The organism is Pseudomonas sp. EA_65y_Pfl2_P74 (assembly GCF_963970575.1).
Classification (GTDB): Bacteria; Pseudomonadota; Gammaproteobacteria; order Pseudomonadales; family Pseudomonadaceae; genus Aquipseudomonas; species Aquipseudomonas baetica_A.
This window is the reverse complement of record NZ_CAXAOQ010000002.1, coordinates 1-21,461: the sequence shown is the minus strand read 5'-3', so window position 1 is coordinate 21,461 and position 21,461 is coordinate 1. Positions and strand designations below refer to the sequence as shown.

General features: G+C 59.1%; 24 protein-coding genes and 2 pseudogenes. 11 read left to right on the top strand and 15 right to left on the bottom strand.

Features of this window, described 5'->3' with window-relative positions; all coding sequences use genetic code 11:
- Window positions 1-202: 202 nt before the first annotated feature.
- Window positions 203-1,225: a transporter gene (locus AACY18_RS01520; RefSeq protein ID WP_339430915.1), complete on the top strand. Its 1,023-nt coding sequence runs from the start codon at window positions 203-205 to the stop codon at window positions 1,223-1,225.
- Window positions 1,226-1,264: 39 nt separating this feature from the next.
- Here AACY18_RS01520 and AACY18_RS01515 read toward each other — a convergent pair whose 3' ends face one another.
- A complete protein-coding gene (locus AACY18_RS01515) occupies window positions 1,265-2,161 on the bottom strand; it encodes a LysR family transcriptional regulator (protein WP_339430916.1) in 897 nt (298 codons plus the stop codon).
- A gap of 119 nt (window positions 2,162-2,280) precedes the next feature.
- Here AACY18_RS01515 and AACY18_RS01510 point away from each other — a divergent pair, with 119 nt between their 5' ends.
- Window positions 2,281-3,036 carry an SDR family NAD(P)-dependent oxidoreductase gene (locus AACY18_RS01510; protein WP_339464038.1) on the top strand — a complete coding sequence of 252 codons (756 nt, stop codon included), beginning with the start codon at window positions 2,281-2,283 and terminating at the stop codon, window positions 3,034-3,036.
- A 34-nt stretch (window positions 3,037-3,070) separates the two neighbouring features.
- Here AACY18_RS01510 and AACY18_RS01505 read toward each other — a convergent pair whose 3' ends face one another.
- A complete protein-coding gene (locus AACY18_RS01505) occupies window positions 3,071-3,502 on the bottom strand; it encodes a multidrug/biocide efflux PACE transporter (RefSeq protein WP_339464037.1) in 432 nt (143 codons plus the stop codon).
- 89 nt (window positions 3,503-3,591) lie between these two features.
- On the opposite strand from AACY18_RS01505, the gene AACY18_RS01500 reads away from it, so the two are divergent.
- Entirely contained in the window at window positions 3,592-4,446 is an 855-nt protein-coding gene (locus AACY18_RS01500) for a LysR family transcriptional regulator (protein ID WP_339430919.1), read from the top strand.
- A gap of 96 nt (window positions 4,447-4,542) precedes the next feature.
- Here the strand turns inward: AACY18_RS01500 and AACY18_RS01495 are convergent, their stop codons facing one another.
- Together AACY18_RS01495 and AACY18_RS01490 are read right to left on the bottom strand one after the other, a co-directional pair.
- Window positions 4,543-5,772 (bottom strand): RNA polymerase sigma factor, encoded by a 1,230-nt coding sequence (locus AACY18_RS01495; protein WP_339464035.1) that lies wholly within the window; start codon window positions 5,770-5,772, stop codon window positions 4,543-4,545.
- Window positions 5,765-6,109: a YciI family protein gene (locus AACY18_RS01490; protein WP_047599621.1), complete on the bottom strand. Its 345-nt coding sequence runs from the start codon at window positions 6,107-6,109 to the stop codon at window positions 5,765-5,767. Before AACY18_RS01490 ends, AACY18_RS01495 begins: the two co-directional genes overlap by 8 nt.
- A 237-nt stretch (window positions 6,110-6,346) precedes the next feature.
- On the opposite strand from AACY18_RS01490, the gene AACY18_RS01485 reads away from it, so the two are divergent.
- Together AACY18_RS01485 and AACY18_RS01480 are read left to right on the top strand one after the other, a co-directional pair.
- Window positions 6,347-6,832, top strand: a complete 486-nt coding sequence (locus tag AACY18_RS01485; RefSeq protein WP_339464033.1) for a GNAT family N-acetyltransferase — start codon at window positions 6,347-6,349, stop codon at window positions 6,830-6,832.
- A 19-nt stretch (window positions 6,833-6,851) separates the two neighbouring features.
- Window positions 6,852-7,457, top strand: coding sequence for a pyridoxamine 5'-phosphate oxidase family protein (locus AACY18_RS01480; protein WP_339464031.1), 606 nt, complete (start codon window positions 6,852-6,854; stop codon window positions 7,455-7,457).
- A 129-nt stretch (window positions 7,458-7,586) separates the two neighbouring features.
- On the opposite strand, the gene AACY18_RS01475 is transcribed toward AACY18_RS01480, so the two are convergent.
- The 3 genes from AACY18_RS01475 to AACY18_RS01465 all read right to left on the bottom strand — a co-directional run bounded on the left by AACY18_RS01475 (window position 7,587) and on the right by AACY18_RS01465 (window position 9,377).
- Window positions 7,587-8,075, bottom strand: a complete 489-nt coding sequence (locus AACY18_RS01475) for a GNAT family N-acetyltransferase (RefSeq protein ID WP_339430923.1) — start codon at window positions 8,073-8,075, stop codon at window positions 7,587-7,589.
- Between the two features lie 86 nt (window positions 8,076-8,161).
- The gene (locus tag AACY18_RS01470) at window positions 8,162-8,647 is read right to left on the bottom strand and encodes a GyrI-like domain-containing protein (RefSeq protein ID WP_339430924.1); all 486 of its coding nucleotides are present in this window, start codon (window positions 8,645-8,647) and stop codon (window positions 8,162-8,164) included.
- Window positions 8,648-8,714: 67 nt separating this feature from the next.
- Complete coding sequence (locus AACY18_RS01465) at window positions 8,715-9,377, bottom strand: LysE family translocator (RefSeq protein WP_339430925.1); 663 nt, start codon at window positions 9,375-9,377, stop codon at window positions 8,715-8,717.
- Between the two features lie 139 nt (window positions 9,378-9,516).
- Between AACY18_RS01465 and alaC the strand changes: the two genes are divergently transcribed.
- Window positions 9,517-10,734 (top strand): alanine transaminase, encoded by a 1,218-nt coding sequence (gene alaC / locus AACY18_RS01460; protein WP_339464029.1) that lies wholly within the window; start codon window positions 9,517-9,519, stop codon window positions 10,732-10,734.
- A 96-nt stretch (window positions 10,735-10,830) separates the two neighbouring features.
- On the opposite strand, the gene AACY18_RS01455 is transcribed toward alaC, so the two are convergent.
- Entirely contained in the window at window positions 10,831-12,183 is a 1,353-nt protein-coding gene (locus AACY18_RS01455; RefSeq protein WP_339430927.1) for a GntP family permease, read from the bottom strand.
- 81 nt (window positions 12,184-12,264) lie between these two features.
- On the bottom strand, window positions 12,265-12,798 hold the full coding sequence (locus AACY18_RS01450; protein WP_221730740.1) for a gluconokinase: 534 nt from the start codon (window positions 12,796-12,798) through the stop codon (window positions 12,265-12,267).
- 216 nt (window positions 12,799-13,014) lie between these two features.
- Here AACY18_RS01450 and AACY18_RS01445 point away from each other — a divergent pair, with 216 nt between their 5' ends.
- Window positions 13,015-14,046, top strand: coding sequence for a LacI family DNA-binding transcriptional regulator (locus AACY18_RS01445; protein ID WP_339430928.1), 1,032 nt, complete (start codon window positions 13,015-13,017; stop codon window positions 14,044-14,046).
- 31 nt (window positions 14,047-14,077) lie between these two features.
- On the opposite strand, the gene AACY18_RS01440 is transcribed toward AACY18_RS01445, so the two are convergent.
- The gene (locus AACY18_RS01440) at window positions 14,078-14,950 is read right to left on the bottom strand and encodes a LysR family transcriptional regulator (RefSeq protein WP_339464028.1); all 873 of its coding nucleotides are present in this window, start codon (window positions 14,948-14,950) and stop codon (window positions 14,078-14,080) included.
- Between the two features lie 121 nt (window positions 14,951-15,071).
- On the opposite strand from AACY18_RS01440, the gene AACY18_RS01435 reads away from it, so the two are divergent.
- Together AACY18_RS01435 and AACY18_RS01430 are read left to right on the top strand one after the other, a co-directional pair.
- Entirely contained in the window at window positions 15,072-15,566 is a 495-nt protein-coding gene (locus tag AACY18_RS01435) for a PACE efflux transporter (RefSeq protein WP_339464027.1), read from the top strand.
- A gap of 113 nt (window positions 15,567-15,679) precedes the next feature.
- Window positions 15,680-16,237, top strand: a complete 558-nt coding sequence (locus tag AACY18_RS01430) for a hypothetical protein (RefSeq protein ID WP_339464026.1) — start codon at window positions 15,680-15,682, stop codon at window positions 16,235-16,237.
- 68 nt (window positions 16,238-16,305) lie between these two features.
- Here AACY18_RS01430 and AACY18_RS27965 read toward each other — a convergent pair.
- Window positions 16,306-16,737, bottom strand: a pseudogene (locus AACY18_RS27965) (methyl-accepting chemotaxis protein); the annotation flags it as partial.
- A 111-nt stretch (window positions 16,738-16,848) separates the two neighbouring features.
- A pseudogene (locus AACY18_RS27960) lies at window positions 16,849-17,526 on the bottom strand (PAS domain-containing protein); the annotation flags it as partial.
- A gap of 901 nt (window positions 17,527-18,427) precedes the next feature.
- On the opposite strand from AACY18_RS27960, the gene AACY18_RS01420 reads away from it, so the two are divergent.
- On the top strand, window positions 18,428-18,838 hold the full coding sequence (locus AACY18_RS01420; protein WP_339430933.1) for a GNAT family N-acetyltransferase: 411 nt from the start codon (window positions 18,428-18,430) through the stop codon (window positions 18,836-18,838).
- Between the two features lie 33 nt (window positions 18,839-18,871).
- Here the strand turns inward: AACY18_RS01420 and def are convergent, their stop codons facing one another.
- The 3 genes from def to AACY18_RS01405 all read right to left on the bottom strand — a co-directional run bounded on the left by def (window position 18,872) and on the right by AACY18_RS01405 (window position 20,720).
- Window positions 18,872-19,411: a peptide deformylase gene (gene def / locus AACY18_RS01415; RefSeq protein ID WP_339430934.1), complete on the bottom strand. Its 540-nt coding sequence runs from the start codon at window positions 19,409-19,411 to the stop codon at window positions 18,872-18,874.
- A 2-nt stretch (window positions 19,412-19,413) separates the two neighbouring features.
- Window positions 19,414-20,364 carry a YihY/virulence factor BrkB family protein gene (locus AACY18_RS01410; protein WP_339464025.1) on the bottom strand — a complete coding sequence of 317 codons (951 nt, stop codon included), beginning with the start codon at window positions 20,362-20,364 and terminating at the stop codon, window positions 19,414-19,416.
- Between the two features lie 164 nt (window positions 20,365-20,528).
- Complete coding sequence (locus AACY18_RS01405) at window positions 20,529-20,720, bottom strand: CsbD family protein (RefSeq protein ID WP_339430936.1); 192 nt, start codon at window positions 20,718-20,720, stop codon at window positions 20,529-20,531.
- A gap of 196 nt (window positions 20,721-20,916) precedes the next feature.
- Between AACY18_RS01405 and AACY18_RS01400 the strand changes: the two genes are divergently transcribed.
- On the top strand, window positions 20,917-21,294 hold the full coding sequence (locus tag AACY18_RS01400; RefSeq protein WP_007969330.1) for a hypothetical protein: 378 nt from the start codon (window positions 20,917-20,919) through the stop codon (window positions 21,292-21,294).
- Window positions 21,295-21,461: the final 167 nt, after the last annotated feature.

Sequence of the window (21,461 nt, the reverse complement as noted above, 5' to 3'; positions counted from 1 at the left end):
AACCGTGGCGTGGCCAACGGTGCGCAACCTAACGTACCCGTGATCGGCGCGCCAAAGCCGTTCTTGAGAGGTTCCCGACCGCCGGTAGCGCTTTGATTTGACGTCACTTTTTTGTCACGCAAACGTCATGTGACATTGCGATGATGCCCCTCAGGTGAACCTGTAACCCCTGCGCCAACCGCCCTCCTCGCAGCGAGCCTCCATGAACCACAGCCTCGATATCAGTCATCGCGACCCGGACTTGTTTGGCTTGCTCTACGGCTTCCGTTTTCTGCCGGGTGAGCGTGGTCGCGAAATCGATTCGGCCACCGCATTGCGCTGCCTGCAAGGTGACAGCGACAGCAATGAATTCCTCTGGCTGCACCTCAATCTGGCTCACGCCGCGTGCGAGCGCTGGATGAAAAGCCATCTGCAATTGCCTGAAGAATTTTTCGAAGCGTTGCATGAGGGCTCGCGTTCGACGCGCATCGAGCATGTCGACGCGGCGCTGTTGGCGGTGGTCAACGACGTGGTGTTCAACCTCAGCAGCATGGTGTCGTCGGATGTGTCGACGCTGTGGGTCTGCGTGCGCAGCAAACTGATTGTCAGCGCGCGCCTGCAACCGTTGCACTCGGTGGACAAACTGCGCTCGTCGGTGAAGGCCGGCGAACGCTTTCGCTCGCCCTCGGAATTGCTTGTACACCTGCTGCGCGATCAGGGCGAAGTGCTGACCCAGATCGTGCGCAAGACCAGCATGAGCGTCGATCAGGTCGAGGATCAATTGCTCTCCTCGCGGCTGTCGACCAACCGCGCCGAACTCGGTGCCAATCGCCGCGTGCTGGTGCGCTTGCAACGATTACTGGCGCTCGAACCCGGCTCTTTACTGCGCCTGCTCAACCGTCCGCCGCCGTGGTTGCAGAAGGAGGACGTGAAGGAGTTGCGCAAGTCCACCGAGGAGTTTGCGCTGATCATCAACGACCTCACCGCCCTTGGTGAGCGGATCAAGTTGCTGCAGGAAGAGATCGCCGCCAACCTCAACGAACAGAGCAACCGCACGCTGTTCACCTTGACCGTGGTGACGGTACTGGCGTTGCCGATCAACATCATTGCCGGTTTTTTCGGCATGAATGTGGGGGGCGTGCCGCTGTCGCAAGACCCGCAAGGGTTCTGGATTCTGGTGGCGCTGGTGGCGACGTTTACCGTGATTGCCGGGCGCTGGGCGTTTCGTAAACGTGGCGATTACTGATCCACTCTTTTTTGTGCCCATCACAGACAACGATGTGGGTCAGAGGGTTGAACGGATCACCTCACCGAGCCAATCCATGAACACCCGCACGCGTAGCGGTAAATGCCGCTGCCGCGCATACAGCAACGAAATCGCCATGGCTGGCGCGGTGTACTGCGCCAGCACCGTCACCAGTTCGCCGTTATCCAGATGCGGCTGCATGCCGGTGCGCGGCACCTGCACCAGACCAAAACCGCCCAGGCAGGCCGACTCGTAAGCATCGGTGCTGTTGACCGTCACGCTGCCAGCCATCGGCAAACGCCGGACCTGGCCGCCCTCCTCGTAGACAAAGCCTTCCGAACGCGCCCCCAAAACACCGACGTAATGCACCAGCCGATGCCGCGCCAGATCCTCCAGCGTTTGCGGCACGCCGTAGCGCGCCAGATAAGCGGGGCTGGCGCAGTTGATCATGGGAAAGTCGCCCAGATGCCGGGCCACCACCGATTGATCGGGCTGCGCGCCGATCCGCACCACACAGTCGAAACCCTCGCTGAGCAGATCGACCCGGCGGTCGGTGCTGCTGATTTCCAGTTCCAGATTGGGGTGGCGCGCCATGAACGACGGCAGGCGCGGCATGACCAGTCGCCGCGACAGGATGTTCGGCATGTCGACGCGAATCCGCCCCGTCAGCGAGGCCTCGTCCTGACGAAACAGGCCTTCGATCTCGTCCATGTGCGAAAGCAGATCCTTGCTCCGCTCGTACAACACCAAACCGTCCTGTGTTGCCTGCACTTTGCGCGTGGTGCGCTGCAGCAGCCGCGTGCCAAGCAACGTTTCCAGCGCCTGCACATGCTCGGACACGGTAGAACGCGGCAAGCCGAGGCTCTCCCCGGCGAGGGTGAAACTCGACAGTTCGCTGACCCGGACGAAGGTGCGCAGCAGTTCCAGTTTGTTCATCGGGGCACTCGCTGATTGTTCGGTTTATTCGACCAGTGATTCCGGTTTAGCTCTGTTTATCACCTAAGGGCGGATAAATAAACTTTGCTCCATCCACTCACCGCCATTGAGGAAGTCCCATGAATCGCAAAATCGCATTGATCACCGGCGCCAGCCGTGGCCTGGGCAAAAACGCCGCCCTGCACCTCGCCGCGCAGGGCATCGACATCATCGGCACTTACAACAGCCGCGCCGATGAAGCCCAAGCGCTGGTGACTGAACTGGAACAACTCGGCGCCAACGCCGTGATGCTGCAACTGGACGTGGGTCGCAGCGAAGGCTTTGCCGATTTCGCCGCGCAGGTCGAGCACGCGCTCAAACATTTTGAACGTCAGCGCTTTGATTTCCTGATCAACAATGCCGGCATCGGCGTGCACGCCCTTTTCACCGAAACCACACCGGAGCAGTTCGACCTGTTGATGAACATCCAGTTGAAAGGGCCGTTCTTCCTGACCCAGCAATTGCTGCCGCTGATCAACGATGGCGGGCGCATCATCAACATCTCCAGCGGCCTGACCCGCTTCAGCCTGCCGGGTTACGGCGCCTACGCCGCGATGAAAGGTGCGATGGAAGTGTTGACCCGCTATCAGGCCAAGGAGTTGGGTGCACGACAGATCGGCGTGAACATCCTCGCGCCGGGCGCCATCGAAACCGATTTTGGCGGCGGCGCAGTGCGCGACAACTCAGCAGTGAACGCCATGGTCGCCAGCAACACCGCGCTGGGCCGTGCCGGGCAGCCGGATGACATTGGTGGCGCGCTGGCGTTGCTGTTGTCACCGGGTGGGCAGTGGATCAATGGTCAACGGGTTGAGGCTTCGGGCGGCATGTTTCTCTGAGCCTCAAGACTGAGGCACAGATGACGCTTGCTGCTCAGACCGGGCGGGTCTTCAAGACCCGCTCGCGCACCACGTCATAACCCCAGTGATACACATAGGTGTACGGCAGAAAGAACAGCAACACGCCGATGTCGAGCAAAAACGCCTGCCACAAACTGACCGACAGCCACCCGGCAATCAGCGGCACACCCATCACGATCAAGCCTCCCTCGAACAACAAGGCGTGCACCATTCGCACCCAAGCGTTGCGCGCAATGTGCAGGCGCTCCAGCAGGCGGTCGAAGAAGCGGTTGAACACCACGTTCCAACCCAGCGCCAGCAACGCGATCAACACCGTCACCGCGCCCATGTCGAGCAATGGTTTTTGCATGATCCACGCCAGCAACGGTGTGCAGATCACAATGGCCAACAGTTCGAAACCGACAGCCTGCAAGATACGTTCAGTGATGGATTTGTTGGCAGTCATGACCTGACTCCTTGAGTGAAGGTGGTTGCCATGATCCAACACCGAACCGATACTTCATAACCAATAACCATCGATCAAGGCGATAGTTGATGATCTCGCAGGAAGTGTTGTTGGCGTTTGTTCAAGCGGCGACCCAAGGCTCGTTTTCGGCGGCGGCGCGCAAACTGGGGCGCAGTCAGTCGACCATCAGCGCAGCGGTGGCCAGCCTTGAGATCGATCTGGATTTGCAACTGTTCGATCGCAGCAGCCGCAAGCCGACCCTCACCCCGGCCGGCCATGTGATGCTGCAACGGGCCGAGGCGATTCTCACGGCCAGCAGCCGCCTGGAAATCACCGCTCGGCAATTGTCCCAAGGCGTGGAGCCAAAGCTGACCGTGGCGATTTCCGACACCTATCAATCAGCGCGTTTTGAAGCGGCATTGATCGGGTTCGAGCAGCGTTATCCGGATATGGAACTGGAGTGTTTGATTGCCGAGTGCGACGACTTGATCGAACTGGTGCAGCGCGGTCGGGCGCATTTGGCCTTCGCCGAGATGCAAGACAGCTACCCGCCGGATCTGTTGGCCTCCACCGTCGCCGAGCGCACCGATATCGCCCTGTTCGTCAGCCGCGAGCATGCACTGACGACGCTCAAGCACATCGACCAAGCGATCCTGGAACAACATCGCGAACTGCGCCTGGCGACGATCGTCAATCCATACGACAGTCGCGCCAAAGGCCGTGTGTGGTCGGCGCCCAGTTACCTGATGCTGATGGAAATGGCCGAAATGGGCTTCGGCTGGGCACCGCTGCCGCGTTGGCTGGTGGGGCGTTTCGGCAACGGCACGCTGGTGGAACTGAACGTGCGCGGCTGGCCGAAACCGGTGTTTGTCGATGCTTTGTGGTCGCGGCTGCATCCGCCGGGGCCAGCGGGGAGCTGGTTATTGAGCAAGATGCTGGAATAGCGTGGCGGCCATGCCAAAACTCCATGACCACCCCCAATCCCCTGTGGGAGCGGGCTTGCTCGCGAAGAGGCCGGTACGGCCAGCGCCCCGTTCGGATCAGTCCAACGCTAGCAACCGCGCTTCAATGAACCGCCGCTCCGGCGCTTGCCGCGTCAATTCCAGCGCCCGTGAATAAGCCACCCGCGCCTCTTCCACCCTGCCCAACTGCCGACAGAACTCCGCCCGCGCCGAATGTGCCAAGTGGTAATCCTGCAACTCGCCACGATCCAGAATCCCCTCGATCAAGTTCAACCCGGCCAAGGCCCCGTCACGCTGAGCCACCGCCACCGCCCGGTTCAACTCGATCACCGGCGACGGCAGCACCCGCAACAACACGTCATACAGCCCGACGATCTGCTGCCAATCCGTCTCCCCTGCCGATCCCGCCTCGGCATGCACCGCCGCTATTGCTGCTTGCAGACAATACGGCCCGAACCGCCGCGTAGTCAGCGCACGCTCCACCAGCGCACAGCCTTGGGCAATCAACCCGGCATCCCAACGCGAGCGATCCTGATCGCTCAGCAGCACCAACTCCCCGTTCGGCGAAGTGCGCGCCGGTCTGCGTGACTCGTGCAGTAACATCAGCGCCAGCAGTCCCATGACCTCGGGTTCCGGCAGCAACTCCATCAACAAGCGCCCAAGCCGAATGGCCTCACGGGTCAGGTCCTCGCGGATCAGTTCGGCGCCCATCGCCGCCGAATAACCTTCGTTGAATACCAGATAAATCACCCGCAACACGCTGTCGAGGCGCTCAGGCAATTCGCTCAGACCGGGAACTTGATAAGGGATTTTTGCATCACGGATCTTCGCTTTGGCGCGGACGATGCGCTGGGCAATCGTTGCCGGCGCCGACAGGAATGCGCGAGCGATTTCTTCGGTAGTCAGGTCGCAGACCTCACGCAAAGTCAGCGGCACTTGCGCATCCGCCGCCAGCGCCGGGTGACAGCAGGTGAAGATCAGCCGCAAGCGATCGTCTTCCACATCTTCACCACTCCAGTCGGCCTGTTCCAACGCTTCGAGTTGCACCAGCAGCAGCGGCTGAGAAGCCTTGAAACGCGCGCGCCGGCGCAACACGTCAATCGCCTTGAAGCGCCCGGTGGACACCAGCCAGGTGCGCGGATTGTCCGGCACGCCGTCATGCTGCCAGCGCTCGACCGCGACAAAGAACGCCTCGTGCAAGGCTTCTTCGGCGAGGTCGAAATCGCCGAGCAGACGAATCAGCGTCGCCAGAATCCGCCGCGAGTCTTCGCGATAGACCTGTTCGACCCGCGCCCTGACCTCAGACATTCAACTGGCGCACGGGGCGTACTTCAACGCTGCCGACCCGCGCCGCCGGAATGTTACCGGCGACCTGGATCGCTTCGTTGAGATCCTTGGCGTCGATCAGGTAGAAACCGGCCAACTGCTCCTTGGTTTCGGCGAACGGGCCGTCGGTGATCGACAGCTTACCGTTGCGCATACGCACGGTGGTCGCAGTCTGTACCGACTCCAGGGCTTCGGCCGCGAGCATCCGCCCGCTGCCCTGGATCGACTCGGCATAGGCCCAGCACTCGGCGTCTTCCGGGCTGTCGGGCGACGAATGCAGCAAGCGCTCATCGCTGTAGACCAGGCATAAATACTTCATGGCGTTCTCCTGATTCGAACGGATCAACTATGGCTGAAGATCAGGGCTTCTGATGGTTCGATGGCGATTTCCTCGAACATGAAGATAGGCGAGCCGGGGCACCTATCCATCTTTTGTTGTGAAGACACCTTTAGTCGTTCGGCGAATCGGTAGATCGACAGACGAAACAAAAAATTTCCGAGGAGGGCAAAGTCGCTAGAATCCGGGCCTCATCTTTGTAGGAAAAAGGAAATTCCCGTGTCAGCCAAACTCGTGCCCTACGACAGCCTCAACGCCTTGCAGCGTCAGCAGGTCGAGGCCATTGAAATTCGCGCCGAGCAGATCAAGTTCTCCGGTGATATCCACGGTGCCTTGCACACTTTGCTGTCGAAACCGGCGCCCGGCGTGAAGGGTTTTGTGCTGTTGGCGGACGAAGTGCCAGTAGCGTTCCTGTTGCTCAAGCGCCCACCGGTTTTACCGGCCTGGGCCGATGAACACAGCGCCACGTTGCATGCCTTGCAGGTCGATCATCGGGCACAGGGCAAGGGGTACGGCAAGGCATGCCTGCAAGCGTTGCCGGAGGTCGCGCGCCAGGCGTGGCCGGAAATCAAAGGCCTGGAATTGTCAGTGGACGCCGACAACGACGCCGCCATCGCGCTGTACGCCAAACACGGCTTCGTCGACAGCGGCGAAGCGTACAAGGGCCGGATCGGCTACGAGCGACGCATGGGGCTGTTCTTCTAAATCATCGAGGGGATGCACGATGATCGATTCAATCCACGCACTGGAAGCCATTTACGGATTGCCTCACGAGCGTTCAGTGCGCAAGCAGATCACTTTTCTCAACGAAGACTATCAGGCGATGGTGCGGGTCTCGCCGCTGGTGATCGTCAGCTCGGTGGGCACCGAAGGCCTCGACAATTCACCGCGCGGTGATGCGCCGGGGTTTGTGCGGATCATCGATGAGCGCACGCTGGCGCTGCCGGATCGCCCGGGCAACAACCGCATCGATACCTTGCGCAACGTGCTGCACGATCCGCGAGTGTCGCTGTTGTTCATCATTCCGGGGATTGGCGAGATGTTGCGGGTCAATGGCACGGCGCAGATCAGTGCTGAGCCGGAGCTATTGGATAGCTTTGCGGTAAATGGCAAACCGGCGAAAACCGTGTTGCTGGTGACCGTGCAAGCGGCGTACTTCCACTGTTCTAAAGCGCTTGTGCGTTCGGACGCGTGGAATCCTCAAACGCATCTACCGCGCTCTGCCCTACCGAGTGCGGGCGCCTTTCACAAGCGCCTGAGTGATGGCCAGTTCGACGCGGACAGCTACGACCGCGAAGCACCGAAACGAGTGCGTGACACACTTTACTAAGCACTCCAAACCACCCCTTGCCCCTGTGGGAGCGGGCTTGCTCGCGAATGCGGTGTGTCAGCCAAGTAGATATCGACTGAAACGGCACCTTCGCGAGCGAGCGCGCTTGTACACAGGGGGGCGCGTTTTTTAGAGGGTCAGGATCATCTCGTGCCACGCCATGCCGCCGTGATCGGACTCGGACGGTTTGATGTAGGCAAAGCCGAACCCGGCGTAAAGCGGAATGTGCTTTTCCTTGCACATCAGGTGAATCGTCGCCTTGTCCATCCCGCGCATGCGTTCGATGAACTCGGCCATCAGGCGCTTGGCCAGGCCCTGGCCCTGATAATCCGGGTGCACCACCACCGACATGATCACCACGTTCGGCCCCGCCGGATCGTGGCCGATCAGTTCCTTGAACGCCTCATCGGACATCTGCACATCAAACGCCGCACCCGCGTTGACGAAGCCTGCGACGACCCCGCCCACCTCGGCGACGATGAAGCCCTCCGGCCAGGTGGCGATGCGGGTGGCGATCTTCTCGCGGGTGGCGGCTTCGTCGCCTTCGTAGGCAACGGTTTCGATGGCGTAGCAGCAATCCAGGTCGGCGGCAGTGACGTTACGGATAAGGGTGTTCATGGCAGCTCGAAATCAGTGAAAACAAGGCTGCCAAGCATAAAGCACAAACACCGAGGCCGGTCAGTGAACGGCCTCGTGCATTGATATCAGGCCTTGAGCGGCAGCCAGATTTCCAGCGTGCCCGCATTGATCCTGGGGTTGAAATCTTCGCTGTATCGCTCGAATTCCGGCGCATCGGCGGCTTCGCGCCCCGATTGTGGCAGCCAGGTTTTCCAGATGTATTGAAAGGTCGCGGGCAACTGATCCAGTGAGCCTTTGTGCTCGAACACGGCATATTGCTGGGGCTGAATCTCGACCCAGCGATATTGCTCCGGCAGATCGTCAAGCTTGCTGATCTCAACGCCGGCAATGTACTCAAAACCACCCTGGCCATCAGGATTGCAGCAGATGCCGTAGGTCACTTCATTTTTCTGGCCCGGAATTTCGCCCAAGTGCGGGATGAATTTTTCCCAAAGCTGCGGGATGCCCTCGGTGGTGTCCTGAGTAAACCGTCCGCCCAGTCCGGCAATCAGCAGAAAGTGTCCATTTTCGAAGCGCGGTTGCGCCACTTCGACGCGTGTTTGCTCATCCATGATTCGACTCCGGAACAAAATAGGGGTTCGGCTGGTGAGTATAGGAAGCCCAAACCGATTCGCACGGTTACAGCGCGTGCAACTGCTCGACGGCGCCCGAACCGACAAACTCGTTATAGCCCGATACGATCACGTATACCGCGAAATAGCAGAAGATCGCTGCAGATGCCATGTATGAGTAGCGCAGCAATTTGTCGCCGAGCAGCTTGCCTCCGTGGCTTGCAGCGAAGCACAAACCGGCCGACCACAGCAGCCCGGCGCAGAGGAACCCGGCGAGAAACAGCGCCGAACTCAGCGGGCCACCGCCACCGGAACGGGCGATCAGCGTGCCGCCCACCGCCGCAAACCAGAGAATCGCGCTCGGCGACGACATGGCCAGAAAGATCCCGCGGAAGAATTCCTTGCGATGGGAGTTGTGCCCCACTTCAGCGGTTTGCGCGAGCAGCGCTTCGTGGTGAATTGCCGAATAAATCATCTTCGCCGCAAAGTAGATCAACAGCGCCGAACCGCCGATCCACAGGACCCAACGCACGGTTTCGTATTGCAGCAGCACGGTCATTCCGGCCAGTGCCAGCACCGCATAAACCAGGTCGCCGACGCAGGTGCCCAGGCCCAGTGCGAAGCCCTGAAAGTATCCGCGCTGCATCGCCAGGGTGATCATGGCGATGTTGGCCACGCCGATGTCCAGGCACAGCGAAAGACTCAGCAAGAAGCCGCTGGTGAATTCCATCAACCATTTTCCTTGGGCAAAAATTGTTAAAAAACGCGCTGGACAGTATGCCATCACTGACCTTATCTTCCGCCACAGGTCACCGCAGTGACCCGCGTCGCTCGGACGGTTCCGGGCGCTTACGTTATCCGAGGCAACAATGGCTGAACAAGGTTCGCCGCGCCGCTTTGCGCGCATTGATCGACTCCCCCCTTACGTTTTCAACATCACCGCCGAGCTGAAGATGGCCGCGCGGCGTCGTGGTGAAGACATCATCGACTTGAGCATGGGCAACCCCGACGGCGCCACGCCGCCGCACATTGTCGAAAAACTTGTGCAAGTCGCCCAGCGTGACGACACCCACGGTTACTCCACGTCCAAGGGCATTCCGCGCCTGCGCCGGGCGATTTCCAACTGGTACAAGCAACGCTACGAGGTCGATATCGATCCGGAAAGCGAAGCCATCGTCACCATCGGCTCCAAGGAAGGCCTGGCGCATTTGATGCTGGCCACACTGGATCAGGGCGACACAGTGCTGGTGCCGAACCCGAGCTACCCGATTCACATCTACGGCGCGGTGATTGCCGGCGCCCAGGTGCGTTCGGTGCCGCTGGTGCCCGGTGTGGACTTCTTCGCCGAACTGGAACGGGCCATTCGCGGCTCGATTCCGAAGCCGAAGATGATGATCCTCGGCTTTCCGTCCAACCCCACCGCGCAGTGCGTGGAGCTGGACTTCTTCGAGCGAGTCATCGCCCTCGCCAAGCAGTACGACGTGTTGGTGATCCACGATCTGGCTTACGCCGACATCGTCTACGACGGCTGGAAAGCGCCGTCGATCATGCAGGTGCCGGGCGCCAAGGACATCGCGGTGGAGTTTTTCACCCTGTCCAAGAGCTACAACATGGCCGGTTGGCGTATCGGTTTCATGGTCGGTAACCCGGAACTGGTCAACGCCTTGGCGCGGATCAAGAGCTACCACGACTACGGCACCTTCACGCCGCTGCAAGTGGCCGCGATTGCGGCGCTGGAAGGCGATCAACAGTGCGTGCTCGACATTGCCGAGCAATATCGTCAGCGGCGTAATGTGCTGGTCAAGGGCCTGCATGAACTGGGCTGGATGGTCGAGAACCCGAAAGCTTCGATGTATGTCTGGGCGAAGATTCCCCAGGCTTATGCACATCTGGGTTCGCTGGAATTCGCCAAGAAGCTGCTGGCCGAGGCCAAGGTTTGTGTCTCGCCGGGGGTCGGGTTTGGTGAGTACGGCGATGACCATGTGCGCTTTGCGCTGATCGAGAACCAGGACCGGATTCGTCAGGCGGTACGCGGGATTCGCGGGATGTTCAGAGCCGATGGTTTGGTCCCGAAAACCGGCGCCTGACACATTTCCCGCTCCCACACTGGTTTTGGGTGAACCATAAAATCCGCCCACAAAAAAACCGCATCGCTGCGGTTTTTTTGTGCCTGACGATATCGCTTAAACGAACAGCGACAACAGCAGGATAAAGCCCAACGCGACGATGGAGAGGATGGTTTCCATCGCCGTCCAGGTCTTGAATGTCTCGGCCACGGTCATGTTGAAGTATTGCTTCACCAGCCAGAAACCGGCGTCATTGACGTGGGACAGGATCAACGAACCGGCACCGGTGGCAAGCACCAGCAGTTCACGGTTAACGCCAGGGATCATCCCGACCACCGGCACCACGATGCCTGCACCGGTGATGGTCGCCACGGTAGCCGAACCGGTAGCGACGCGAATCACCGCCGCCACCAGCCACGCCAGCAGGATCGGCGAGATCTGTGCGCTGACCGCCATGTGACCGATCACATCACCCACACCGCTGGTGACCAGCATCTGCTTGAAGCCACCGCCGGCACCAATGATCAGGATGATCGCAGCCGTGGGTGCCAGGCTCGAATCCAGCCATTTGAGAATCTGCTGGGAGCCGATGCCTTGCTTGTGACCGAAGGTGTACAGCGACAGCAGCAACGCCAGCAGCAACGCCGAGATCGGGTGGCCGATCATGTCCATCCAGGTACGGAAGAAATGGCCGTCCGGCAGCGCCACGTCTGCGAAGGTTTTGAGCAGCATCAGGAACACCGGCAGCAGCACGGTGATCAGGGTGATGCTGAAGCTCGGCAGCTTGGTCGAATCGGTTTCACGGGCCAGTTGATCGACCAGTTCCTGATTCGGGTGACCCGGAATGTGCTTGGCGATGAACGTACCGAAGATCGGGCCGGCAATGATTGCCGTCGGCAGCGCGACGATCAGACCGTAAAGAATGGTCTTGCCGATGTCAGCGCCGAACACGCCGATGGCCAGCAGCGGGCCGGGGTGCGGTGGCACCAGACCGTGCACGGCGGAAAGGCCGGCGAGCAGAGGGATGCCGATCTTGATGATCGACACGCCGGTACGACGGGCAACGATGAACACCAGCGGAATCAGCAGCACGAAGCCGATTTCGAAGAACAGCGGGATGCCCACCAGGAACGCGGCAAACATCATGGCCCACTGGACCTTGTCCTTGCCGAACGCGCGAATCAGGGTCTGGGCGATCTGATCCGCCCCGCCCGACTCGGCCATCATTTTGCCGAGCATGGTGCCCAGCGCGAGGATGATGCCGACAAAACCGAGCACGCCACCGAAACCGTCCTGGAACGCCTTGATGATGGTGCCGATCGGCATGCCGGAGGTCAGGCCGAGGAAGGCGGCGGCGATGGTCAGGGAAATGAACGGGTGAATTTTGAACTTGGTGATCAGGATAATCAGGCCGATTACCGTGACCACTGCATCGAGCAGCAGGAACGAGTCGTGGGACATGCCAAACATTAGGGGTGTCTCCTGGTTGTTGTTGTTATTAAAGCGGGTTGATCAGAAGTCGTGAGGACAGCGCTATCTGCTTGAACACACTCATACCGCCGGTTTCAGACCGTGGGCCTGCCACCAGACGTGAGCCTGTTCGGCCAGTTCTTCAACGCTGTGGATCGAAGCATTCAACGCCAGGGTCAACGGCTCGCCGACCGGCGATTGGAGGGTGGCGAACTGGCTTTCGATCAACGTGGCCGGCATGAAGTGGCCCGGGCGGTGGGAGACACGCTCGGCGGCGACTTCAGGGGTCAGTTCAAGAAACACGAAACCCAGGCCCGGCAAGGCACTGCGCAGCACTTCGCGGTAACTGTGTTTAAGCGCCGAACAGGTCAGCACCGGGCGCTGGCCTTGTGCATCGACGCGACGCAGTTCATCGCACAGGCTGTCGAGCCAGCCGGCGCGGTCTTCGTCGTTCAGGGGGATCCCCGCGCTCATCTTTTCGATGTTGGCGGCCGGATGAAAAGTATCGCCTTCAATGGCAGTGGCGCCGCTCAATTGGCACAGGGCCTCGCTGACGCACGTCTTGCCGCAACCGGCAACGCCCATGATGACCAGGGCGGTGATGGGATGACTCATATAACACCTCAGCGCGCAGACAGCGCTACCTTTGCTAGCTATGACTCTAGTGCACAGGCAGAAGTTGCCGACGCCTTCTTGTCGTTTTTTTGGGTTGCAGCAGGTTTGTTCCCGATACCAAAAAGCGAGGATCAGGCAGGATCTCGCTCACGCATTTGCAGCTGCATCAGGACAGCGCTACCTTAGTGCCTTGATTTTTGTTTGGCAAGCCGCCCGATGACCACCCCTAAAAACGATAAAAATACCCGCACCACCGGCCGTCCCACCCTCAATGAAGTTGCCCGCCTGGCCGGCGTGAGCCCGATTACCGCCTCCCGCGCGTTGCGTGGGGTCAGCACCGTGGCCACCGAACTGGTCGAAAAAGTCCAGAAAGCCGCGCTCGAACTCAACTACGTCGTCAACCCCGCCGCCCGTGCCCTGGCCTCGGCCCAGAGCCATTCAGTGGTGGTGCTGGTGCCGTCGCTGTCCAACCTGCTGTTCATCGATACGCTGGAAGCCATTCATCGGGTGCTGACGCCCAAGGGCTTCGAAGTGCTGATCGGCAACTTCCACTATTCCCGTGATGAAGAAGAGAACCTGCTGCGCAACTACATGGCTTATCGGCCACGCGGTTTGCTGCTGACCGGGTTTGATCGCACTGAAAGTTCACGGCGGATGATCGAAGCCAGCAACATTCCCTGCGTGTACATGATGGAACTGGACAGCGCCGCCGGGGTGAATTGCGTCGGGTTCTCCCAGCTCAGCGCGGGCGAGACGGCGGCCAAACATTTGTTGTCCCGTGGGCGCAAGCGTCTGGCTTACATCGGCGCGCAACTCGATCAGCGCACCTTGTTGCGCGGTGAAGGTTTTCGCAAAGCCTTGCAGAAGGCCGGGAGGTACGACCCGGATCTGGAAGTGCTGACCCCCCGTGCGTCGTCCGTGGGGTTGGGCGGCGAGTTGTTTGTGCAATTGCTGGCAGCGCACCCGGATGTCGATGCGATCTTCTTCGGTAACGACGACCTGGCGCAGGGCGCTTTGCTTGAGGCACTACGCAATGGCATCAGGATTCCCGAGCAAGTGGCGATTCTGGGCTTCAACGACTTGCCGATGTCCGAGCACATGGTGCCGCGCCTGAGCAGCATCAATACCCCGCGTGAAGCGATTGGCCGGCGGGCGGCGGAACAGATGCTGACGTTGATGGCGGGTAACAGCGTGGCGCGTCCAGTCGAGGACATGGGCTTCGAACTGAAAATCCGCGAAAGCACATAACACCGCTCCCACACTAGATTGGCGCAACACTCTAGTGACCGAGGCGCTCAACCAGTGCCAACGCACCCTTCTGCAGCGGTTGGCTCTTGAGCCACACCGCATGCACCGGCAGCACCAGACCGTTTTCGATGTTGCGAAAGTTCAGCCGTTTCAAGCGCCCCGAGTCCAGCCGCGACTGCACCACCGACAACGGAAAATTGCCCCATCCCAATCCTGCCTCGACCATCTCCATTGCCGTCTCAAGGTTGTCGGTGCGCCAATACGATTGCGCCACCAACGGTCGTGTCTCGCTGATCGGCAAGTCACGACTGGCCACAACGATCTGGCGCACCTGCACCAAATCCTCCAAGAACAGATCCTGCCCCTGCAACAACGGGCTGTTCGCCGCCAGTGTGGCGATCATGCGTTCACTGCCAACAAACTGAAAGCGCTCCAGCACGTTCACACTCAGCCCGGCGAATGCGATACACACATTGACGCGGCCACTGTGGAGCATCGCCAGCACGTCATCCTGGGGCGCGGTCAGCACTTCGATGTCGAGCAGCGGGTGACGCTCGGCAATTACCCCTATCGCCGCCAGCAAACGATGGCGATCGATGTCCGCCGCCACGCCAATCGACAGTTTGCTCTCCAGCCCCAAGGACAACTCCACCGCGTGCACTTGCAGTTGTTTGAGCTGTTCGGCAATAAGCCGTGCATGGGGCACCAGCGACAGGGCCATTGCCGTCGGTTGCGGTTCGCGATGACGGCGGTCAAACAACGAATAGCCGAGTTCGGCCTCAAGGTTGCCAATGCCCATGCTCACCGCCGACGGGACTTTGCCCAAGGCCCGAGCGGCGGCGGAAAACGAACCGCGTTCGATCACGGCAAGGAACAGTTCGATGCTGTCACTGTTGAAATTCAACTTGGCTTACCTATCAATAGAACTGAAAGCTGCTGACTTTTTCTGTCAGCCCTATTGAAGCTATCTTTCGCCGCCTTCGCCAGCCCCGCTGGCTAACAAGTGGCAAGAAAGAGGCAACTCCATGCAAGGCGTCAAACGCAAACTGGTCTATGTGTCGCTTTACGAAGTGATCGGCATGACCTTCTCCGCCCTCGGTCTGGCGCTGTTGTCCGGCACCTCGCCGGGCAGCACCGGGCCGCTGGCCGTGATCATCACCACCATCGCCGTGACCTGGAATTTCATCTACACCTCGATGTTCGAACACTGGGAAAGCCGCCAGCCATCACGCACCCGCACGGTCAAGCGACGCATCGCCCACGCCGTTGGTTTTCAACTGACGTTGATCGTGTTTCTGATTCCGTTGATCGCGTGGTGGATGAGCATCAGCCTGGTGCAGGCGTTTGTGCTGGATCTGGCGCTGATCATCTTCATCCCGTGCTACACGTTTGCGTTCAACTGGTTGTTTGACCGGGTGTTTGGTTTGCCGGCCTCGGCGCTGCCGGAATCTGACGCTGGAGCACATTGCCCGACGCTGACAGATTGCGGTGATCCACTGCCGCCAACCGGCAAGGGATGACCGCTTTTTCAATCGACTGAATCAAACAACCCTATGAAGTAAAAGGCTTTATTGATCGGGCATGGTAATTGCTCCTGCATGGCGGTCAGTCATTACCTACAGGTCAATTCATCATGTTGGTCAGTGCCAAACAAATGGAAATTCTGCCGCTGCCCAAGCGGCTGGCAGAGGACGCGACCGCCACGGCGGCCGCCGGTCTGCAAGGCGGCCTGCACGGCGCGATGCTGCAAGCGCTGCAAAACCAGGTGCAGACGCAAAACAGCGAAGCCACCGCCAAGGTGCAAGCTTCGGCCACGCAGATTGCCACTCAGCAAGTCAGCGCTGCCGCACGCCTGAGCGATAACGTCGACGAAGCCTTCGCCAAGACCCGCGTCGGCCTGCAAACCACTGACACTTCGCACGCAACCAAAACCACCGGTTCCGCCACCGACGAGTTCAAGGACTACATGAGCAAGACGCCTGAACAGCGTCTGCGCGACAGTATTCTCAAGGACATGGGCATCACCGAAGACGACATCAAGAACATGCCGCCGGAGAAACAACTGGCCATCGGCAAAGAGATCGCCCAGCGTTTGCAGGACAAGATGCAACTGGCGCAATCGGAGAAAGAAAACGTCAATGACGTCAAGGACAGCGACAAGATGGCGAATACGTTTCTGGCTGCGCTCTGAGCTCAAGCCAGCATGAAACCTGATGTGGGAGCGAGCAAGCCCGCTCCCACAGGGGTGGGGTGGTATGGTCAGTTCAACTGCAACGTCTCATTGAACTGGCTGATCGCATCCACCACATGCCGTGAGCCCTGCTGAATCTCCAGAATCACCTCCCCCGCCTCATTGGCCAATTCGACGCCAAGGCCCGTTCGGTTCAGGCTCGATTGCATGCTCGACACCGCGCTCAACGACAAGTCGTGGTTTTTGCGCACCACGTCGACAATTTCCAGGGTCGCCTGACTGGTGCGTGCCGCCAGGCTTCGAACTTCATCGGCGACCACGGCAAAACCGCGTCCATGTTCGCCGGCCCTCGCCGCTTCAATGGCGGCATTGAGCGCCAGCAGGTTGGTCTGATCGGCGATGCCGCGAATGGTCTGGACGATGGTGCCGATGATGTCCGATTGTTTGCTCACCGCATCGATGCTCACCGCAGCTTCGTTGAGGTCGTGGGAAATGTCCTGAATGATCTGCACCGTTTGCTGCACGACTTGGGAGCCTTTTTGCGCACAGGCGTCGTTTTGTACGGAAGTGCTGTGGGCTGATTCCGCAGCGTTCTGCAGGGTGGTCATCTGTTGGGTGATGTCGCTGGCGAACTTCACCACTTTGTACAGCCGCCCTTTGGCATCGAACAACGGGTTGTATGAGGCCTCCAGATAAACCATTTGCCCGGATTTGTTCTTGCGCTCGAAACGGTGCGAGTGATACTCGCCGCGATTGAGCGAAGCCCAGAACGCCTTGTATTGCGCAGACTCGGCTTCGGCGCGATGGCAAAACAGGCTGTGGTGATGGCCGACGATTTCGCTGAGCGAGTACTGCATGGTCTTGAGAAAATTTTCGTTGGCGGTAATCACATTGCCCTCAGGGGTGAACTCGATCACTGCCATGGAGCGACCGATCGCCGCCAGCATGCTTTCCTCTTCATGCTCCTTGTTGATCCGCGCGGTAATGTCCGCCGCCACCTTGATCACACTTCTGACTTGCTTGTCCTGGCCATACACCGGCATGTAACTGGCTTCGAGCCAGACTTCCTCGCCGCGCTTGTTCAAGCGTTGGAAAGTGCCGCTGATCGGCTCACCACGGGCCAGGTCGCGCCACAAACTGGCGTACTCTTCGCTGCGATAAAACGCTTCTTCACAAAAGATCCGATGATGTTTGCCACGCACTTCCTCGGCGCCATAGCCCATGGTCTTGCAGAAATTTTCGTTGGCATCCAGAACGATACCTTCAGGGCTGAACTCAATCATCGCCATCGAGCGGCTGATCGCGTCCAACTTGGCGCTGGCTTCGGTCAGGGCACAACTGAAGCGTTCGATTTCCTGCAGATCAGCCTTGTGATGTAGGTTGAACATGTTTGTATCACCTTTCGCGCGGACTTTTGATTTGATGAAAGTTCAGGTCTTTCAAGATCCATCACTACGTTCCACAGAACAGGCACACGCACTCCTCCACGGGAGGAAGTTGTCAGGTGATAAATGATGATCAATCGGAGTGTCCATGCAGCGACGCTCTAATCAAGACATCCTTCTCTTGATAGCCCGCCTGCGGGCCAGCCCTAACGCGTTGAAGAACTTCCATTTAAATGACGCTCCTTGTTGGTTCAGTGTCGGTGCCTTGGAATGCGCACTCTGGCAGCGTGAAATCACGGACTAACCCGTACGATCCACAAGGTTAGTTAAGTGTCAGCATAGACAGCGAAAAGCCTTGCGCAAGGCCACTAGTCGGCCAGTATCTGGCACTTTTTGCACAAGAATCGGTTCAGCGAAGGGATAGGTCGGCGGGTCGAAGGCCATCACGCGGGGTGGGCGGCGTCGAAATGATCGGGACATGGCGTTGACCGGAACGGGAATCCTCCCCTCTGTGCAGCCGCGGTGAATGAATTTTGCAGATCACTTGCGAATTCAGGCAGGAGCCCGAGAACCGGGCTCCGGAGAGGCGTGATCAATGACCGAAGATGTCGACTTTCTTGGCTTTTTTCTCGGCGCGTTTTTCAATCGCGGTCTTGGCCGGCTTCTTCTTCGCGGCTTTCTTTGAATCCATACCTTTGGACATGATGCGTACTCCACTCACAGGGGATGTGAGATCAGGTATACACCTATCCCGCCGCGCGCGTTCTTTTATAATCGCCGCTTTGCCCACCGACAGTCCGAACCCATGCCTGACACCCAATACAGCCTGCTCGACGAGTCTCTTTGGCCGTTGATGAACAAGTTTTACCGCCGCCACCAATCCTCGATGAAAGCCGTGCGCGAGGCGCATTTGTGGGTGGCACGCCGGGGAGAGATTGTCGCTGCGTTGTGTTTACGGCCAGTGTCGGGCGGCCAATGGTTGACCGGGTTGTTCGTCGATCCCGGATGTCGTGAGCAGGGGATTGCGGCCAAGCTTATGGACGCCGCGCTAGAGGACATGACGCAGCCCGTGTGGCTGTTCTGCCATCCGGATTTGCGTGGTTTTTATGAGCGACGCGGGTTCAGTTTCGACCCGCCCCTGCCCCAGGCGATGGCTGAGCGGTTGAGCCGCTATGCGCGCTGCAAGCCAATGATTGCGATGGGGCTGAATCAATAGAGATCCAATAGGGGCGATTGTGCCGGACTCGGATCAATCGTCTGCGGCGGGATCGAGATCCGGGAACATCACCTCGGTGAAGCCGAACTTGCTGAAATCAGTGATGCGCGACGGGTACAGCCGACCGATCAGATGATCGCACTCGTGTTGCACCACTCGCGCGTGGAAACCTGAAGCGATACGCACGATCGGCTCGCCCTTCGGATCAAAGCCCTCATAACGAATCTGCTGATAACGATCCACCGCGCCACGCAAACCCGGCACCGACAGACAGCCTTCAAAGCCCTCTTCGGTGAATGGGCTCAGTGGTGTGATCAGCGGGTTGATCAGGATCGTCTGTGGCACCGCTTCAGCGTCCGGGTACCGTTCGCTGTGCTCGAAACCGAAGATCACCAGTTGCAGGTCGATACCGATCTGCGGTGCAGCCAGGCCGACGCCGCCGACGCTTTCCATGGTCTGGAACATGTCGTCGATCAGTTGCCACAACTCAGCGCTGTCGAACATTTCGGCCGGTACCGGCGGGGCGATGCGCAGCAGGCGCTCGTCGCCCATTTTGAGGATTTCACGGATCATGATCAGGCTTCGTCAGTGTCCGGCTTGAGCGAATGATCGCGGCCCAGGCCCGAGACATGTTGTTTGGGATGTTCGTCGAGTTCGCCGGGGACTTTCTCGCCCGAGTCCTTGCCCTCGTGGGACATGTGTTCGATCACCGCATTCATCTCCGCGCCGAGCAACAGCACCGCCGAGGAAATGTAGAAGTACAGCAACAGCACGATGATCGCCCCGATGCTGCCATACATTGCGTTGTAGTTGGCGAAGGTTTTCACATAAAACGCGAAGCCCAGTGAGGCAATGATCCACACCACGACTGCCAATACCGAACCCGGAGTGATGAAGCGGAACTCCTGTTTGACGTCCGGCATCACGTAGTAGATCAGTGCCACGGCAACCATCATCAGAATCACGATGACCGGCCAGCGCGCGATGGTCCAGACGGTGACGATGACTTCTTCCAGGCCAACCTGCGCGGCGATCCAGCCCATCACTTGCGGCCCGAGCACCATCAGCGCGGCGGCGGCCAGCAACATGCCGGCAATGCCGACGGTGTAGAAAATCGACAGTGGAAAACGCTTCCAGACCGGCCGGCTTTCGACCACATCGTAGGCGGCATTCATCGCGCTCATCATCAGGCGCACGCCGGCAGATGCGGTGTACAGGGCAATCACGATACCGACCGAAAGCAGCCCCCCCTTGGACTGCTGTAACTGATCAATCACCGGGTTGACCTGTTCCAGCGCCTGCGGTGGCAGCACCAGTTCCGATTGCAGACGCAGCCAGGTAAAGAAGTCCGGCAGGTGCAGGAAACCGATCAGCGCAATCAGGAACAGAATGAACGGGAACAGCGAAAACAGCATCTGGTAGGCCAGTGCCGAGGCGTACGTCGACATCTCGTCGTCGATGAATTCAGTTACGGTGCGTACCATCACCCGGTGCAGGGGCAAACCTTTCATGTCCGGAAATATCATTCGCGTCTCCTTTCGCCGCATTACAGGTTGAAGTCGTGGCGACTCAGGGGCCGTTTTTTACATCACGTTAGCCTACTTGGCGAGCCTCGGTGGGTCAGCGCCTGTTGAGGATACAAAAACGGCCATCCTTGGATGGCCGTTCGTGTCTTTCGTTCAAGGCCCGATTACGCCTTGTCGACGCCCTTCTTGATGGCGTCTTTGGCTTTGCCGACCGCTTGCTGGGCTTCGCCCTTTTTCTCTTGCAGGGTGCCTTCGGCTTGCAGTTTGGTGTTGTCAGTGGCTTTACCCACACCTTGCTTGACGTTGCCGACCGCTTCATTGGCCATGCCTTTTACTTTATCGCCTGTGCTACTCATGGTGTTTCTCCTTGATGCATTAACGAGGAAAAGTCATTACGTAAGGATTGACCGACCCCGTTTGCGCCAAGTTTCATTTTTTTCAGGGGTTCATTTCGTCGCAGCATGCAGGTTGGGCTTTATGTTTGCCGGCGTTGCCTTGAGAATGCGCTCCATATGGGCGCCAAGCGCCAGGAACCGACCCCGCAGGAATGTTATGAAACTCGATAAAAAGCAGGCCATTGCCCGTCGAAACCAGGAACTGGGCGGCGCTGTGCTCGGCACCAACAACTGCCACTTCGCCGAACTGAACCGCAACCGCAACATCTGGTGGTTCGACCTGCCGGTAACGCGCCTGGCCGTGGGTCAGTACGAGTGGATTCACCTGCTGATGCACACGCCGGCCACCGACGAACTGCTGCACCTGAAAGTGCCGACGGTGTTCCTGCGCGAGAAGCTGGAAGGGCTGGTGATTCGCAACGAGGGCAAGCGCAAAGCGGCGCTGAGCCTGGAATTGAGTGCGGACAAGGATTCGTATCTGCAGGACATGCGTCCGGCAGGAACCAATGTGAATTTCGCGCCATTTCGCCAGTAACCGCGAAAACGGCCTCACAGGCACAGAATTTCTCCCGACCTGTCTAGTCCTGAAATAGGTTTACACCTATCTCACCCTAACGCCCGATGCACTGCATCGGGCGTTTTGTATTTTAAGGACAGGTGCGGGCGCTCTTGGTTGTAGATCAAGACCGCTTCCCGCACCAT

Coding starts and splice junctions, on each gene's coding strand:
- AACY18_RS01510 (WP_339464038.1), top strand. CDS start 2,281: ATGAATCGCAAAATCGCATTGATCACCGGCGCCAGCCGTGGCCTGGGC.
- AACY18_RS01400 (WP_007969330.1), top strand. CDS start 20,917: ATGAAACTCGATAAAAAGCAGGCCATTGCCCGTCGAAACCAGGAACTG.
- def (WP_339430934.1), bottom strand. CDS start 19,411: ATGATCCGTGAAATCCTCAAAATGGGCGACGAGCGCCTGCTGCGCATC.
- AACY18_RS01495 (WP_339464035.1), bottom strand. CDS start 5,772: ATGTCTGAGGTCAGGGCGCGGGTCGAACAGGTCTATCGCGAAGACTCG.
- AACY18_RS01435 (WP_339464027.1), top strand. CDS start 15,072: ATGCAAGGCGTCAAACGCAAACTGGTCTATGTGTCGCTTTACGAAGTG.
- alaC (WP_339464029.1), top strand. CDS start 9,517: ATGGCTGAACAAGGTTCGCCGCGCCGCTTTGCGCGCATTGATCGACTC.
- AACY18_RS01475 (WP_339430923.1), bottom strand. CDS start 8,075: ATGAACACCCTTATCCGTAACGTCACTGCCGCCGACCTGGATTGCTGC.
- AACY18_RS01520 (WP_339430915.1), top strand. CDS start 203: ATGAACCACAGCCTCGATATCAGTCATCGCGACCCGGACTTGTTTGGC.
- AACY18_RS01490 (WP_047599621.1), bottom strand. CDS start 6,109: ATGAAGTATTTATGCCTGGTCTACAGCGATGAGCGCTTGCTGCATTCG.
- AACY18_RS01515 (WP_339430916.1), bottom strand. CDS start 2,161: ATGAACAAACTGGAACTGCTGCGCACCTTCGTCCGGGTCAGCGAACTG.
- AACY18_RS01430 (WP_339464026.1), top strand. CDS start 15,680: ATGTTGGTCAGTGCCAAACAAATGGAAATTCTGCCGCTGCCCAAGCGG.
- AACY18_RS01420 (WP_339430933.1), top strand. CDS start 18,428: ATGCCTGACACCCAATACAGCCTGCTCGACGAGTCTCTTTGGCCGTTG.
- AACY18_RS01505 (WP_339464037.1), bottom strand. CDS start 3,502: ATGACTGCCAACAAATCCATCACTGAACGTATCTTGCAGGCTGTCGGT.
- AACY18_RS01470 (WP_339430924.1), bottom strand. CDS start 8,647: ATGGATGAGCAAACACGCGTCGAAGTGGCGCAACCGCGCTTCGAAAAT.
- AACY18_RS01405 (WP_339430936.1), bottom strand. CDS start 20,720: ATGAGTAGCACAGGCGATAAAGTAAAAGGCATGGCCAATGAAGCGGTC.
- AACY18_RS01445 (WP_339430928.1), top strand. CDS start 13,015: ATGACCACCCCTAAAAACGATAAAAATACCCGCACCACCGGCCGTCCC.
- AACY18_RS01455 (WP_339430927.1), bottom strand. CDS start 12,183: ATGTTTGGCATGTCCCACGACTCGTTCCTGCTGCTCGATGCAGTGGTC.
- AACY18_RS01465 (WP_339430925.1), bottom strand. CDS start 9,377: ATGGAATTCACCAGCGGCTTCTTGCTGAGTCTTTCGCTGTGCCTGGAC.
- AACY18_RS01450 (WP_221730740.1), bottom strand. CDS start 12,798: ATGAGTCATCCCATCACCGCCCTGGTCATCATGGGCGTTGCCGGTTGC.
- AACY18_RS01410 (WP_339464025.1), bottom strand. CDS start 20,364: ATGATATTTCCGGACATGAAAGGTTTGCCCCTGCACCGGGTGATGGTA.
- AACY18_RS01480 (WP_339464031.1), top strand. CDS start 6,852: ATGATCGATTCAATCCACGCACTGGAAGCCATTTACGGATTGCCTCAC.
- AACY18_RS01500 (WP_339430919.1), top strand. CDS start 3,592: ATGATCTCGCAGGAAGTGTTGTTGGCGTTTGTTCAAGCGGCGACCCAA.